The organism is Peribacillus sp. FSL E2-0159 (assembly GCF_038643155.1).
Lineage (GTDB): Bacteria > Bacillota > Bacilli > Bacillales > DSM-1321 > Peribacillus > Peribacillus simplex.
Genome location: NZ_CP152053.1, coordinates 12,501 through 27,500, shown reverse-complemented (window position 1 = coordinate 27,500; position 15,000 = coordinate 12,501). Strand labels below are relative to the sequence as shown.

General features: G+C 43.0%; 11 protein-coding genes, 1 tRNA gene, 2 rRNA genes, 1 other RNA gene and 1 other annotated feature (2 of these 16 running past the window's edge). Of the genes, 4 read left to right on the top strand and 11 right to left on the bottom strand.

Annotation, left to right across the window (positions count from 1 at the left end; translation table 11 throughout):
- The 5 genes from recR to tadA all read right to left on the bottom strand — a co-directional run.
- Nucleotides 1–551 carry the 5' portion of a recombination mediator RecR gene (recR, locus tag NYE63_RS00130; RefSeq protein ID WP_034316264.1) on the bottom strand. The gene continues 46 nt to the left of window position 1, outside the view, so the window shows 551 of its 597 coding nt (coding positions 1–551); the start codon lies at nucleotides 549–551; its stop codon lies beyond the left edge, outside the window.
- 60 nt (nucleotides 552–611) lie between these two features.
- The gene (locus NYE63_RS00125; protein WP_053348895.1) at nucleotides 612–929 is read right to left on the bottom strand and encodes a YbaB/EbfC family nucleoid-associated protein; all 318 of its coding nucleotides are present in this window, start codon (nucleotides 927–929) and stop codon (nucleotides 612–614) included.
- 21 nt (nucleotides 930–950) lie between these two features.
- On the bottom strand, nucleotides 951–2,639 hold the full coding sequence (gene dnaX, locus NYE63_RS00120) for a DNA polymerase III subunit gamma/tau (protein ID WP_342603690.1): 1,689 nt from the start codon (nucleotides 2,637–2,639) through the stop codon (nucleotides 951–953).
- Nucleotides 2,640–2,811: 172 nt separating this feature from the next.
- Nucleotides 2,812–3,076: signal recognition particle sRNA large type (ffs, locus tag NYE63_RS00115), an RNA gene on the bottom strand.
- Between the two features lie 147 nt (nucleotides 3,077–3,223).
- Complete coding sequence (tadA, locus tag NYE63_RS00110) at nucleotides 3,224–3,730, bottom strand: tRNA adenosine(34) deaminase TadA (RefSeq protein ID WP_342603689.1); 507 nt, start codon at nucleotides 3,728–3,730, stop codon at nucleotides 3,224–3,226.
- A 139-nt stretch (nucleotides 3,731–3,869) separates the two neighbouring features.
- Here tadA and NYE63_RS00105 point away from each other — a divergent pair, with 139 nt between their 5' ends.
- From NYE63_RS00105 to NYE63_RS00095, 3 genes are all read left to right on the top strand, one after another.
- A complete protein-coding gene (locus tag NYE63_RS00105; RefSeq protein ID WP_342603688.1) occupies nucleotides 3,870–4,415 on the top strand; it encodes an isochorismatase family cysteine hydrolase in 546 nt (181 codons plus the stop codon).
- 176 nt (nucleotides 4,416–4,591) lie between these two features.
- Complete coding sequence (locus NYE63_RS00100; RefSeq protein WP_342603687.1) at nucleotides 4,592–5,251, top strand: deoxynucleoside kinase; 660 nt, start codon at nucleotides 4,592–4,594, stop codon at nucleotides 5,249–5,251.
- Nucleotides 5,229–5,900: a deoxynucleoside kinase gene (locus NYE63_RS00095; RefSeq protein ID WP_076373259.1), complete on the top strand. Its 672-nt coding sequence runs from the start codon at nucleotides 5,229–5,231 to the stop codon at nucleotides 5,898–5,900. Before NYE63_RS00100 ends, NYE63_RS00095 begins: the two co-directional genes overlap by 23 nt.
- Before the next feature lie 121 nt (nucleotides 5,901–6,021).
- Here the strand turns inward: NYE63_RS00095 and NYE63_RS00090 are convergent.
- From NYE63_RS00090 to guaB, 4 genes are all read right to left on the bottom strand, one after another.
- A tRNA-Ser gene (locus NYE63_RS00090) sits at nucleotides 6,022–6,114 on the bottom strand.
- A 131-nt stretch (nucleotides 6,115–6,245) separates the two neighbouring features.
- Nucleotides 6,246–7,523, bottom strand: a complete 1,278-nt coding sequence (gene serS, locus NYE63_RS00085; RefSeq protein ID WP_063236530.1) for a serine--tRNA ligase — start codon at nucleotides 7,521–7,523, stop codon at nucleotides 6,246–6,248.
- 63 nt (nucleotides 7,524–7,586) lie between these two features.
- Nucleotides 7,587–7,811 (bottom strand) — a binding site (T-box leader).
- 69 nt (nucleotides 7,812–7,880) lie between these two features.
- On the bottom strand, nucleotides 7,881–9,200 hold the full coding sequence (locus NYE63_RS00080) for a D-alanyl-D-alanine carboxypeptidase family protein (RefSeq protein ID WP_342603686.1): 1,320 nt from the start codon (nucleotides 9,198–9,200) through the stop codon (nucleotides 7,881–7,883).
- Between the two features lie 173 nt (nucleotides 9,201–9,373).
- Nucleotides 9,374–10,837, bottom strand: a complete 1,464-nt coding sequence (guaB, locus tag NYE63_RS00075; protein WP_342603685.1) for an IMP dehydrogenase — start codon at nucleotides 10,835–10,837, stop codon at nucleotides 9,374–9,376.
- Between the two features lie 111 nt (nucleotides 10,838–10,948).
- Here guaB and NYE63_RS00070 point away from each other — a divergent pair, with 111 nt between their 5' ends.
- Nucleotides 10,949–11,914 carry a YaaC family protein gene (locus NYE63_RS00070; RefSeq protein WP_342603684.1) on the top strand — a complete coding sequence of 322 codons (966 nt, stop codon included), beginning with the start codon at nucleotides 10,949–10,951 and terminating at the stop codon, nucleotides 11,912–11,914.
- A gap of 80 nt (nucleotides 11,915–11,994) precedes the next feature.
- Here the strand turns inward: NYE63_RS00070 and rrf are convergent.
- Together rrf and NYE63_RS00060 are read right to left on the bottom strand one after the other, a co-directional pair.
- Nucleotides 11,995–12,110 (bottom strand): 5S ribosomal RNA (gene rrf / locus NYE63_RS00065).
- A 66-nt stretch (nucleotides 12,111–12,176) separates the two neighbouring features.
- A 23S ribosomal RNA gene (locus NYE63_RS00060) occupies nucleotides 12,177–15,000 on the bottom strand (it continues 109 nt past the right edge of the window).

Below are 15,000 nucleotides of genomic sequence, written 5' to 3'. Positions count from 1 at the left end.
TCCGCATACTCCAAATCTCCGCCAACAGGAAGTCCGTGGGCAATTCGGGTCACTTTGATTCCTGATGGTCTAAGCAACCGCGAAATATACATGGCTGTCGCTTCACCTTCAATGTTAGGGTTAGTGGCCAAAATAACCTCCAGCACTGTTTCATCTTGCAGGCGCTTTAATAAATCAGGAATATTTATATCTTCCGGACCGATTCCGTCCATCGGGGAAATACTGCCATGCAGTACATGGTATAAACCATTGAACTCTCTCATCTTTTCCATAGCTATTACATCTTTCGGGTCCTGAACTACACAAATCAAACTTCTGTCCCTCTTTTGATCTTCGCAGATATAACAGGGATCTTGATCTGTAATATGACCACAGACTGAACAATACATAAGATTCCGCTTAGCATTAACAAGTGCTTTTGCAAAATCCAAAACAGTATCTTCCTTCATGCTTAGTACATGAAAGGCTAATCGAGCAGCCGTTTTAGGACCAATCCCCGGCAATTTCATAAAACTGTCAATGAGCTTGGAAATTGGTTCTGGATAATGCATCGAATTCCTCCTAAAAATTTCAAAAGAAACCCCCTGAAAGGAAGTTTCTTTTGAACTTGCTTAAAACATACCCGGAAGGTTCATTCCCTTAGTGAATTGTCCCATCGTTTGGTTTGTCAGTTCTTCCGCCTTTTTCAAAGCATCATTAGTTGCAGCCAGCACTAAATCCTGAAGCATATCGATATCATCCGGATCGACTACTTCCGGTTTGATGATTACATCGACTATTTCTTTATGTCCAGTCACGATTACCGTTACCATTCCGCCGCCAGCTGTTCCTTCAATCTTTTTTTCACCTAATTCTTCTTGTGCCTCTGCCATCTTCTTTTGCATCTTTTGCATTTGTTTCATCATGTTTTGCATATTACCGCCACGCATACCCATTTTCCATACCTCCAATTATTCTTTAATTTCAAGTAAATCATCGCCGACTAATTTTCTAGCCTCTGCTATAAAGGGATCTTCTTCTTTTGATTCCGTTTCTTCTGAACCGTCGAACTGCTGTGTTGAGATGAAGTCCTCCCGCAACCTTTGCCACTGGCTCTCCGGAACACCGGCTATCTCCATTCGGTGTCCAGTCAATTGCTGCATGATCGAGGCTATCACTTCCACGAAACGGTTATTTTCCATTGCCATTTGACAATGAATATCATATTTGAATTTTACCACAAAAGCTTCATTTGACGCAGCAACAGGTTCTGCCTCCGTTAATAAAGCTGCCAATGACTTTTGGTTTTGCTGACCTAACTGTTCAAGCACTTCCCCCCACTTACTTTTCACAGCATTAAGATTTGGCTTTGTAGCTTGTTTCAAAACTTGATTGATCTTTCCTGCAGGTGCTTTATACGCCTTTTTAACAGCCCTTTGTGCCTTAGCCTGCTCTGCAGGTTTTTCTGTCATGGCTGCTGGAATGCCGTTTTTCTGCATTTCGAGTAATTTGTTCTCTAAATCTTCTATTTTCTGCTGCAGCTGTTGAAGCTGCCCGTTATCACTTTGATTTGGCCTTTGCTCATTACATAACTTCACAAGTGCCACTTCAAGGAAAATCCTAGGATGATTTGTCCATTTCATATCCTGCTGTGTTTGATTGAAGCTTTCAATAATGGAGTAAATCGATTCAGAAGAGATTACTTCTGCCAATTCCTTAAATTGGGGATCTATCAAAACACGCTCGAAGGATTCTGCCAGTGCCGGTGCCGTTTGATACAAAAGCATGTCACGGAAATAATAAATCATATCTTCTATGAACCTAGCCGGGTCTTTTCCCATGGCCAGCAATTCTTCAAGGACTTCAAGTGCCACCGCTACTTCTTTATCATATATGGCTTTTGCCAGCCGGCTTAAAAACGCCTGCGAAACAGAACCGGTGACAGTCAATGCATCTTCCACAGAAACCGTCTCCGAACTGAAGGAGATCGCTTGATCAAGAAGGCTGAGTGCATCTCGCATCCCGCCTTCGGCTGCCCTGGCAATGATATGGAGGGCTTGTTCATCACATGAAACACCTGTTTCTGCAATGATCTGTGACATCCTGCCAACTATATCTTGAGGCTGGATCCGTTTAAAATCAAACCTTTGGCAACGGGAGATGATCGTTAGTGGAATCTTATGAGGTTCAGTCGTCGCCAATATGAAAATTACGTGCTTCGGAGGTTCTTCCAATGTCTTTAAAAGCGCATTGAAAGCTCCTTGTGAAAGCATATGTACCTCATCAATGATATAAACTTTATATGTAACCGCGTTCGGTGCATATTTAACCTTATCACGAATGTCACGGATTTCCTCGACACCATTATTGGATGCTGCATCAATTTCTATAACATCTGAAATGGAGCCATCGGTGATTCCGCGGCAGGTAGCACATTCGTTACAGGGCTCACTTGTCGGGGCATGCTCACAATTCACTGCTTTTGCTAGAATTTTGGCAGCACTTGTTTTCCCTGTTCCACGTGGACCGGAAAATAAATAGGCATGCGAAACCTTCTGCCCGACCAAGGCATTCTGCAACGTTTTCGTTACATGTTCCTGCCCGACTACATCAATGAATTGTTGCGGCCTCCATACCCGGTATAATGCTTGATACCCCACGGAAATCCCTCCTTTTTTTCTCCATCCTGTTTATTATACATTACTGATTTCCTTAATATCAAAGCTAAAAAGAAATTTCATCATTGCCTCATTTTTTTCAGCACTTTGGCTTCTTGGCATAAAAAAAAACCCACCCGATACGAATGAGTTTTTTGTTTATGTAAAATAACTGCCGTGCACCTTCTGTCGATTAGCAACCATAAGCGTTACTTAAGCAGTTAGCTCGGCCCAGGCAACCCTGCGGCACATGAGAACTTCCACTTAATGCTGCTTCCTTCCGGACCTGACATGGTTCATGGAGTCCCATTGCGCAGGACCCGGGCGTCAACACCACTTACTTAAGGCAGGCCCTACAGAATGCTAACCTCGAGAAGGGATTCAACCTCGCTAGAGCGGATTGCGAGTACAGGGCACCGCTACCTCCCCGTCTAGCACGGCAAATGTAATACCAATTTCGCAGCGTCATTACGACGCATAATTCATTATACTAAGGTAACAAAAAAAACGCAAGTGTTGTTCGTGGACAGTTTAATTCCATATTTATCAAATGAAGCAAAGCCTCATCTTTAACATTCGTTTTTCACCTATTTATTTTCGTCGGCAATCTTGAGTGCTTGCTCTCTTTTCAATGTTTTCTTTCTATTCCTTAGCTCTTTAAAAAAAGAAGTCAAAATCCAGCCGCACTCTTCCCCTAATACACCGCTTGTTACATCACATTGATGGTTGAAGCGTTCATCTCGAAGTAAATCCATGAATGTCCCTGCACAGCCAGCCTTTGGATCATGCGCTCCAAAAACAACCCTCTTCACCCTTGATTGCAAAATGGCACCGGCACACATGGGACAGGGTTCCAGCGTTACATATAATGTCGCATCTTCAAGACGCCAACTGCCAAGGACATTGCAAGCCTCATTGATTGCAAGCAGCTCCGCATGTGCCGTTGCATTCTGTTCCGTTTCCCTCAGGTTATGCCCCGTCGAAATAACTTGATCATCTATTACGATTAAAGCGCCAATCGGCACTTCATTCAACATCTGAGCCTTTTTTGCTTCCTTTAAGGCTAAATTCATGTAATAAACATCATCCTTCATAAAAAAACCCCCTCATATTAAGTAGGAGTAAACAGACAAATATAAGACAAAATAAAGGTCATACTACTTATTCTAATGAATAGTAACGCATGCGGCATACGTGCTGCAAGTAAATTCTCACAATACAGGAGGATATACCATGAATCGACCTGAATCGCCTTCTTTTGCATTGCTTATCATTGATATGATCAATAATTTTGATTTCAAACACGGGAATTTACTCCTTGAACATACGAAACTTATCGTCGATCCGATTTTGAAATTAAAAAAGCAAATGAAAGAAAAAGGTTTTCCAATCATTTATATCAATGATCATTATGATTTATGGCAGGCTGACTTCGATAAAATTATTGATAGATGTAAAAATGAAGGAAATGCCTCATTAATCGAAAGGATAAAACCTCAACAAGATGAATTCTTTCTCATCAAGCCGAAGCATTCCGCATTTTATGGGACAGCCCTCAATACGCTACTTAAACGATTAAAGGTGGAAACCCTGATCATTACTGGAATAGCTGGCAACATCTGCGTGCTATTCACGGCCAATGATGCCTATATGCGGGAATTTAAATTATGGATACCGAAGGATTGCATCGCTTCTGCATCCAAGGAAGATAATCATTATGCATTAAAGATGATGAACCATGTTCTCAAGGCATCCATAAAAAAAGGTGAGGACATTTAAGCACTCAATCGAACAAGGCACAACCTACATTCCTCCCCACACTCTTTCATTCTCTTTCTTTAGCAACCTGACAAAAATGACACTTAAGTCCCAAGTCTGTGATACAATATCTCTTGGCGAAAAACCTAATAAACCGGGAATTTCAGCTTGATACCTCATGAAGGAGGACAGATTGGATGAAATCCACCCCATTTATCACTGTCGAAGGTCCAATCGGCGTGGGAAAAACATCACTTGCAAAAGTTATCGCAGATCATTTTCAAATTTCATTATTGAAGGAAATTGTCGATGAAAATCCATTTCTCGGGAAATTCTATAAAGATATTGATGAGTGGAGCTTTCAAACAGAAATGTTTTTTCTGTGTAACCGTTATAAGCAATTGGAAGATATCGAAAAAAAGTATCTTATTAATAACCAAGCCGTGGTGGCTGATTACCATATATTCAAGAACTTGATATTTGCTGAACGAACGTTAAAGAACGGACAATACAATAAATACCTTGAAATATTCAATATATTAACAAGGGATATGCCTAAACCTAATATGGTGATTTATTTAAACGCAAGTCTTGATACTCTTCTCTCCCGAATCGGTAAAAGAGGTCGTGAATTCGAAGAAAATATATCTTCTATTTATTTAGAGCAGTTATCCGCAGATTATCGAACATTCATGGAAGCATTTGAGAAACAGCACCCTGACATACCCGTTCTTACATTCAACGGAGATGAGCTGGATTTCGTCGGGAACAAGGATGATTTGAAAACGATAATCAGTCAAATAGAGCATGCCCTGCACAAAGGAGTAAAGTCAAATGAACTTACGAAAGAAATATAATATTCCAAACAACGCCGTCATTACGATAGCAGGGACGGTTGGCGTAGGAAAATCGACCATGACCAACGCGTTAGCCGATGCCCTTCAATTCAGGACATCTTTTGAAAAGGTTGATACGAACCCCTACCTGGATAAGTTTTACGATGATTTTAATCGTTGGAGTTTCCACCTGCAAATCTATTTCCTCGCTGAACGCTTTAAAGAGCAAAAAAAAATCTTCGAATATGGCGGCGGTTTTATCCAAGACCGTTCCATTTATGAAGACACCGGGATATTTGCAAAAATGCATTATGAAAAAGGCACGATGAATGATGTGGACTACGAAACATATACAAGTCTTTTCAACGCCATGGTAATGACGCCATACTTCCCGCACCCTGATTTACTTATCTATCTCGAAGGTTCGCTGGATGATATCCTCGACCGGATCCAAGAGCGTGGCCGTCCAATGGAACAGCATACCCCAATTGAATATTGGCAGGAAATGCACGGCCGTTACGAAGAATGGATTGATCAATTCAACGCGTGCCCTGTCCTTCGATTAAATATAAATGAATATGATCTTATGCAGGATGAAGCAAGCATCGAACCGCTTATCAAACGGATTGCCGAATATATGGAGCAAACCAAGTTGTTGCGAAATGTGTAAAACAGAAAAACCACCGGTTATCCGGTGGTTTTTTAATATATTAGAAAACAAAAATTCCGTTACATATCCGTAACGGAATTCATCGATATCCAATTTATGCGCTGTGGTTATTAATAAGTTATGGAGGAGGTAGAGGGATTCGAACCCCCGCGGGATTTGACTCCCCTGTCGGTTTTCAAGACCGATCCCTTCAGCCGGACTTGGGTATACCTCCGTATCAACATTTATTATAATACATGGATTTAAAATTAAAGTCAAGCCTTCTATAAATTTTTTTAAAATAATTTTCAAACTTAGATAAAAAGGAGAATCAGCCTCTTTAATCAGAAGCTGATTCCTTTTGACTTACGGTTTAATGACTTCCGCACCGCGCATATATGGACGTAATACTTCAGGAATGATAACACTGCCATCTTCCTGCTGATAATTTTCCAAAAGGGCTGCGACAGTTCGTCCGATTGCCAAACCTGATCCATTTAGAGTATGGACGTGTTCCGGTTTACCTTTTGCATCACGTCTGAAGCGGATATTGGCCCGTCTAGCCTGGAATGCTTCAAAGTTACTGCAAGAAGAAATTTCGCGGTACGTTCCATAACTCGGGATCCAAACCTCGATATCATACTTTTTAGCAGCAGTGAAACCAAGATCCCCCGTACACATGCTTAGCACTCGGTATGGAAGACCTAGCAATTGAAGGACCTTTTCCGCATGACCTGTGAGGTTTTCCAATTCTGCATAAGAATCTTCCGGCTTCACAAACTTCACTAACTCAACTTTATTGAACTGGTGCTGACGAATTAACCCGCGTGTATCACGACCAGCAGATCCTGCCTCTGAACGGAATGAAGCGCTGTATGCCGCATAGCTTATCGGCAGATCGTCCGTGCTCATGATTTCATCACGATGGAAATTTGTCACCGGGACTTCAGCTGTAGGAATCAAGAAGTAATCGTCACTTTCAATACGGAAAGCATCCTCTTCGAATTTTGGCAATTGACCTGTGCCAGTCATGCTTGCACGGTTCACCATATATGGTGGCAGCATTTCTTCATATCCGTGTTCCTCAACATGAAGGTCTAACATAAAGCTAATTAAAGCACGCTCTAATCGAGCACCAAGACCTCTATAAAATACAAATCGGCTTCCGGTCACTTTTGCTGCCCGTTCAAAATCCAGGATGCCTAGATCTCCAGCAACATCCCAGTGCGGTTTCGGTTCGAACTTGAATTCCGGTAACTCTCCCCATTTACGGATTTCGACATTATCGTCTTCCGTCTCACCAACAGGCACACTTTCATGCGGAATATTCGGAATGGAAAGAAGTAATGTTTCTAACTGGGCTTCCACTTCACGAAGTTCATCATCGAATCCTTTGATACGATCACCAACTTCGCGCATTTCAGCAATCAACTGATCTGCATCTTTTTTCTCCCGTTTCAATACGGCCACTTGCTGTGAAACTTCATTTCTTTGGCTTTTCAACTTTTCCGTATCAGCAATCAAAGTCCGACGCTTTACATCCAGTTCCTCGAATTTACCTAAATCGGTTAAATCTTCTCCTCTAAATTGCAATACACGCTTCACTTCTTCAAAATTATTTCTTACATATTTCAAATCCAACATTTTCAGTTCCTCCTTAATATTTTGATGATTTATCAAAGAACGCAAAAAACTCCCGTCCCCTGAAGAAGGGACGAGAGTTAACCCGCGTTGCCACCCTAGTTGAAGGCCTACGAAAAGCGCCTACCACTTATCACGATAACGGCTTTTAACCGAAAGTATTTACTGACCCAAAAGGCTTTCCATACTCTGCTCCAGGAGGGATTCACAAAACTCTCACACCGATTTCCACCAGCCATCGGCTCTCTATAGAAAGAAATACTTGTTACTATTTCCTGTCATTGCTTTCTTATATAATCAGATTGTTTTCCATAATGTACTATAATTTTATACATTTCGCAACCGTTTTATACGCGAAACTTAAAACCAGCCTTTAACAGTAGAAGCTACACTGCTCCATACGTCACCAAAGAATCCGCCAACAGCTCGCATTGATAATACGAACCAGTTTGCCTTTTCGACAGATTCAGCAGCTACAACGTTAACCTTCACTGGATCGCCGTTAATGTACCCGTAATCTTCTCCTTTTTTAGGAGTAACTGTGATGTAACCAAGCTTTTCACCTTTTTTGATTGGTGCAGTAAGCTTACCATCATCATTCAATTTGTTTTTATCGATCACTAAGTCTGTTTTATAGTTATCTTTCTCACCATTTTCAACAAGTAGCTCGATTGCTTTTTCAGATTGAATCTTAACGTTTTTTTCCTTGCCTTTTACTACTGAAAGTGTTTCTTTCCCTTTCACCTGGTAATTAGCTGGAAGGACTTTTTCCTTTTTAAAGGTTGCATAAGCATAGTTCATAAGCTTAGTGCTATCCGCAAAACGTTCATTTTTATTAGTCGACTTCATAACCACCGTGATATAGCGCTGACCGTCCCGGATAACCGTCCCTGTGTGGCCATATCCGGCAAAGTCAGTAGATCCCGTTTTTAGTCCATCTACACCCTTATATTCAAATATCAGGCCAGGTAACATCCAGTTGAAGTTCGGATATTCTTTGCCATCACGGAATTTCAATTTAGGAATGCTGGCGATTTTCAACACTTCCGGATAATCGTTTATTAAACGATAAGCAAGAAGTGCAGTATCTTTTGCTGTCATGATATTTTCATCATCTTCATCACCTGAAGGATACTGCCCTAATAAATCGCTGTTATTCAAACCGCTGGCGTTAACGAATTTATGGTTTTTCAAACCTAATTCCTTTGCTTTTTCGTTCATTAACTTTACGAAGCTCTTTTCACTTCCAGAAACTAGCTGTGCTAAAGCTACTGTTGCCGCATTTCCGGAATAGACGGCCATAGCTTGGTATAGTTCTTTAACTGTATAATCTTCACCTTCTGTTAACCCAACATTCGACAAATTGGGTGCTTTTGAAAGGTCATGTACGTATTTATTTATTTTAACTTTCTGATCCCAACTGATTTTCCCATTTTCAATTGACTCCATTATGATGTACTCTGTCATCATTTTAGACATGGATGCAATCCCTAATACTTTATCGGCATTTTTTTCATACACGATTTGTCCTGTTTCACCATCAATGATGATGGCTGCCTCTGCTTTTAAACCTAAATTATCAGATTCAGCAACAGCTTCCCCCGGTTGATAGGCAAATTGCGACATAACAAGAACTAAAACAAAAGTGAAAATGAGGGTCATCTTGCTGATTTTTTTCAATTTCCAATACCTCCAACTTTTAAGCTAATCTCTATAACAAAGAAGAAACTTTATGTAATTCCCTTGACACCTTGTCTAGTTTATCACAGAAAAAATAAAAAAAATAGACAGAGTAATCGCAGACTCTGTCTATTTTAACAATAAATTTTAATGACGATTATATGTTAAATTCATTACATTGAGTAGTTCGGTGCTTCTTTTGTAATTTGGACATCATGAGGATGGCTCTCCCTTAATCCGGCACCGGTCATTTTAACGAATTGAGAGTTTTCTCTCAATTCTTCCAATGTGGCTGTACCGCAATATCCCATACCTGAACGAATGCCGCCAATCAGTTGGAAAATGGTATCTGAAAGAGGTCCTTTGTATGGAAGGCGCCCTTCGATGCCTTCCGGTACGAATTTCTTGTTATCTTCTTGGAAGTAACGATCCTTAGATCCCTTTTCCATTGCAGCAACAGAGCCCATACCCCGATACACTTTAAAACGGCGACCTTGGAAAATTTCCGTTTCGCCTGGGCTTTCAGTTACACCGGCAAGCATACTGCCAAGCATTACTGCATGTCCCCCTGCAGCTAGGGCTTTTACGATATCACCAGAGTATTTGATTCCGCCATCAGCGATAATCGTTTTACCATGTTTTCTTGCTTCAGTCGCACAATCGAAGACTGCCGTGATTTGTGGAACACCTACACCGGCTACAACCCTTGTCGTACAGATTGATCCTGGTCCGATTCCCACTTTCACTACATCAGCGCCTGCTTCAATCAATGCCTTCGTTCCTTCAGCTGTTGCCACATTACCGGCAATGATCGTCAATTCAGGATATGTCCCGCGGATTTCCTTCACCATTTCAAGGACACCTTCTGAATGACCGTGAGCAGTATCAAGTACAATTGCATCGACATGGGACTTAACTAGCATTTCGACACGCTTCATTGTGTCCTTAGTCACGCCGACTGCAGCACCTGCAAGTAATCTTCCTTGCTTATCTTTCGCCGAATTCGGGAACTCAATGACTTTCTCGATATCCTTGATCGTAATAAGTCCTTTAAGAACTCCATTATCGTCCACAAGGGGAAGCTTTTCAATTTTGTATTTTTGAAGAATCTTCTCTGCTTGTTCCAAGTTAGTTCCCACTGGCGCTGTGACCAGATTCTCTACAGTCATGACACTGGAAATCTTCAAGGAAAAATCGGAAATAAATCGCAAATCACGGTTTGTAATGATACCCACAAGTTTTTGATCCTCTACATTGTTGACTACAGGAACACCTGAAATGCGATATTTACCCATTAAATGCTCTGCATCGAATACTTGGTGATCTGGCGTTAAGAAAAATGGATCGGTAATTACACCGCTCTCTGAACGCTTTACTTTATCCACCAGTTCAGCTTGTGCTTCAATGGACATATTCTTATGAATGATACCCAATCCGCCTTGACGAGCCATGGCAATTGCCATCTCAGCTTCTGTCACGGTATCCATTCCTGCACTGATGATAGGAAGGTTGAGCTTTAAGTTTTCAGCTAAGTTGACTTGAAGGTTAACATCTTTCGGCAAAACCTCTGATTTCGCTGGAATTAATAGGACATCATCAAAGGTTAAACCTTCTTTTGCAAATTTATTTTCCCACATTATTTTCCCCTCCTGCTTAAAAATATTATTTGTAGGTTATCAATAGGACATACTACTGTCAAGAAGAGAAATAAAAGTTTGATTATTCTATTAATTCGGAGGATAGCTGCAATGCCTGAAAACAATGATAATTTCGATAAATATACACCTTTTTTTTCCGCATCTTCCTCACAACTTTTTTTACAAAAATGTTACACACATAAAAAAATAGCAGAAGCGGAAATAAAAAGTTACGATAATTGTTATCCATTTATTTACCATCTTGAACATGCTAAAACTTATTATAATCAGGCTGCCATTGCACCACTTTCCATACAACCAATCCTAACATTTTATGGATTCGCCCAATTGTTAAAGGCTTGTCTGCTCACGATTGATCCTAACTATCCGGAATCAACTTCGATGCTTGCCCATGGGGTAACTACGAGAAAAAAGAAAAAACAACAATATGAATTTTTAAAGGACGAAGTGAAAACGCAAAAGAATGGACTTTTCACCTGCATCGCCGAAAAGTTATTTCATATCAAGCATCTGGAAGGTGAAAAATTTTCCATGGGAACATTATTGAAGGAAATCCCTGATATGCAAAACTTTACATGGTCGATTTCCAAGAAAAATTTCGTCGCCATGTTACCCTCTTCTAATGGTTTTCAATTACCCTCAGCCGTATTGGATAGCTATCAAATGTCCAGCAGCAGATTGGAAGAGTTTTTAAAAGCTAAAACGAATCAAGTTAACAGTATTTCAGAAGCTTCTGGGACACTGCATTTAAAAACAGATGGCATTCCCATTCATAATGCTACTTCTCCAATACGGTATAATTTGGAAGAAGGTCAGTTCATGCTATCACTAAATAAAGATTCGACAGCTTTTTCATTACCTGAACTTTTGATCCATTATTTGATTTCTTATAATCTTAGCATAATAGCTCGTTATGAAACAGAATGGTGGGCTGAGCTGCTGAAAACCATGCCTAATGACGATTACCCTTGCATTGTACAATTCCTTAAAATAAGCCAAGCTAAGGTGCCATTCTTAATATTTGAATGGATTAAGTCCGAGAGGTTCCACTTTTGATCCTTCCAACACCCAATTGGTGAATTGATCTGTTCCGAAACGACGAAAAAGACCAGCCGGATGGCTGATCTTTTTAAATGGCTTGGCGGCGTCCTACTCTCACAGGGGGAAACCCCCAACTACCATCGGCGCTGAAGAGCTTAACTGCCGTGTTCGGAATGGGAACGGGTGTGACCTCTTCGCTATCGCCACCAAACATATCAGGAACGTTGTTCCTTCAAAACTAGATAATAAGAAGAAGGTGTTTCATTTTTTTAAAGCGTTGGTTAAGTCCTCGATCTATTAGTATCAGTCAGCTCCACATGTCGCCACGCTTCCACCTCTGACCTATCAACCTGATCATCTTTCAGGGATCTTACTAGCTTGCGCCATGGGAAATCTCATCTTGAGGGGGGCTTCATGCTTAGATGCTTTCAGCACTTATCCCGTCCGCACGTAGCTACCCAGCTATGCCTTTGGCAAGACAACTGGTACACCAGCGGTGCGTCCATCCCGGTCCTCTCGTACTAAGGACAGCTCCTCTCAAATTTCCTGCGCCCGCGACGGATAGGGACCGAACTGTCTCACGACGTTCTGAACCCAGCTCGCGTACCGCTTTAATGGGCGAACAGCCCAACCCTTGGGACCGACTACAGCCCCAGGATGCGATGAGCCGACATCGAGGTGCCAAACCTCCCCGTCGATGTGGACTCTTGGGGGAGATAAGCCTGTTATCCCCGGGGTAGCTTTTATCCGTTGAGCGATGGCCCTTCCATGCGGAACCACCGGATCACTAAGCCCGACTTTCGTCCCTGCTCGACTTGTAGGTCTCGCAGTCAAGCTCCCTTGTGCCTTTACACTCTACGAATGATTTCCAACCATTCTGAGGGAACCTTTGGGCGCCTCCGTTACTCTTTAGGAGGCGACCGCCCCAGTCAAACTGCCCACCTGACACTGTCTCCCACCCCGATAAGGGGCGCGGGTTAGAATTTCAATACAGCCAGGGTAGTATCCCACCAACGCCTCCACCGAAGCTAGCGCTCCGGCTTCTCAGGCTCCTACCTATCCTGTACAAGCTGTACCAAAATTCAATATCAGGCTGCAGTAAAGCTCCACGGGGTCTTTCCGTCCTGTCGCGGGTAACCTGCATCTTCACAGGTACTATAATTTCACCGAGTCTCTCGTTGAGACAGTGCCCAGATCGTTACACCTTTCGTGCGGGTCGGAACTTACCCGACAAGGAATTTCGCTACCTTAGGACCGTTATAGTTACGGCCGCCGTTTACTGGGGCTTCGGTTCAAAGCTTCGCTTGCGCTAACCTCTCCCCTTAACCTTCCAGCACCGGGCAGGTGTCAGCCCCTATACTTCGCCTTGCGGCTTCGCAGAGACCTGTGTTTTTGCTAAACAGTCGCCTGGGCCTATTCACTGCGGCTTTTCTGGGCTATTCACCCTAAAAAGCACCCCTTCTCCCGAAGTTACGGGGTCATTTTGCCGAGTTCCTTAACGAGAGTTCTCTCGCACACCTTAGGATTCTCTCCTCGCCTACCTGTGTCGGTTTGCGGTACGGGCACCTTACATCTCACTAGAGGCTTTTCTTGGCAGCGTGGAATCAGGAACTTCGGTACTATATTTCCCTCGCCATCACAGCTCCGCCTTAATGGAAACGGGATTTGCCTCGTTTCCGGCCTAACTGCTTGGACGCGCATATCCAACAGCGCGCTTACCCTATCCTTCTGCGTCCCCCCATCGTTCAAACGATGTATAGGTGGTACAGGAATATCAACCTGTTGTCCATCGCCTACGCCTTTCGGCCTCGGCTTAGGTCCCGACTAACCCTGAGCGGACGAGCCTTCCTCAGGAAACCTTAGGCATTCGGTGGAAGGGATTCTCACCCTTCTTTCGCTACTCATACCGGCATTCTCACTTCTAAGCGCTCCACCAGTCCTTCCGGTCTGACTTCAACGCCCTTAGAACGCTCTCCTACCATCGACACCATACGGTGTCAATCCACAGCTTCGGTGATACGTTTAGCCCCGGTACATTTTCGGCGCGGAGTCACTCGACCAGTGAGCTATTACGCACTCTTTAAATGGTGGCTGCTTCTGAGCCAACATCCTGGTTGTCTAAGCAACTCCACATCCTTTTCCACTTAACGTATACTTTGGGACCTTAGCTGGTGGTCTGGGCTGTTTCCCTTTCGACTACGGATCTTATCACTCGCAGTCTGACTCCCAAGAATAAGTATTTGGCATTCGGAGTTTGACTGAATTCGGTAACCCGTTGGGGGCCCCTAGTCCAATCAGTGCTCTACCTCCAATACTCTCATCTTGAGGCTAGCCCTAAAGCTATTTCGGAGAGAACCAGCTATCTCCAGGTTCGATTGGAATTTCTCCGCTACCCACACCTCATCCCCGCACTTTTCAACGTGCGTGGGTTCGGGCCTCCATTCAGTGTTACCTGAACTTCACCCTGGACATGGGTAGATCACCTGGTTTCGGGTCTACGACCTCATACTCATTCGCCCTATTCAGACTCGCTTTCGCTGCGGCTCCGTCTTATCAACTTAACCTCGCATGAAATCGTAACTCGCCGGTTCATTCTACAAAAGGCACGCCATTACCCATTAACGGGCTTTGACTACTTGTAGGCACACGGTTTCAGGATCTATTTCACTCCCCTTCCGGGGTGCTTTTCACCTTTCCCTCACGGTACTGGTTCACTATCGGTCACTAGGGAGTATTTAGCCTTGGGAGATGGTCCTCCCTGCTTCCGACGGGATTTCTCGTGTCCCGCCGTACTCAGGATCCACTCAGGAGGGAACGAAGTTTCAACTACAGGGTTTTTACCTTCTTTGACGGACCTTTCCAGATCACTTCATTTACCCCGTTCCTTTGTAACTCCATGTTGAGTGTCCTACAACCCCAAGAGGCAAGCCTCTTGGTTTGGGCTAATTCCGTTTCGCTCGCCGCTACTCAGGAAATCGCATTTGCTTTCTCTTCCTCCGGGTACTTAGATGTTTCAGTTCCCCGGGTCTGCCTTCAGTACCCTATGTATTCAGGTAAAGATACTGTTCCATTACGAACAGTGGGTTTCCCCATTCGGAAAT

Excerpts from the sequence above, each read along its gene's own strand:
- NYE63_RS00125 (WP_053348895.1), bottom strand. The coding sequence starts at position 929 with ATGCGTGGCGGTAATATGCAAAACATGATGAAACAAATGCAAAAGATG.
- tadA (WP_342603689.1), bottom strand. The coding sequence starts at position 3,730 with ATGAAGGATGATGTTTATTACATGAATTTAGCCTTAAAGGAAGCAAAA.
- NYE63_RS00105 (WP_342603688.1), top strand. The coding sequence starts at position 3,870 with ATGAATCGACCTGAATCGCCTTCTTTTGCATTGCTTATCATTGATATG.
- NYE63_RS00100 (WP_342603687.1), top strand. The coding sequence starts at position 4,592 with ATGAAATCCACCCCATTTATCACTGTCGAAGGTCCAATCGGCGTGGGA.
- NYE63_RS00095 (WP_076373259.1), top strand. The coding sequence starts at position 5,229 with ATGAACTTACGAAAGAAATATAATATTCCAAACAACGCCGTCATTACG.
- serS (WP_063236530.1), bottom strand. The coding sequence starts at position 7,523 with ATGTTGGATTTGAAATATGTAAGAAATAATTTTGAAGAAGTGAAGCGT.
- guaB (WP_342603685.1), bottom strand. The coding sequence starts at position 10,837 with ATGTGGGAAAATAAATTTGCAAAAGAAGGTTTAACCTTTGATGATGTC.
- NYE63_RS00070 (WP_342603684.1), top strand. The coding sequence starts at position 10,949 with ATGCCTGAAAACAATGATAATTTCGATAAATATACACCTTTTTTTTCC.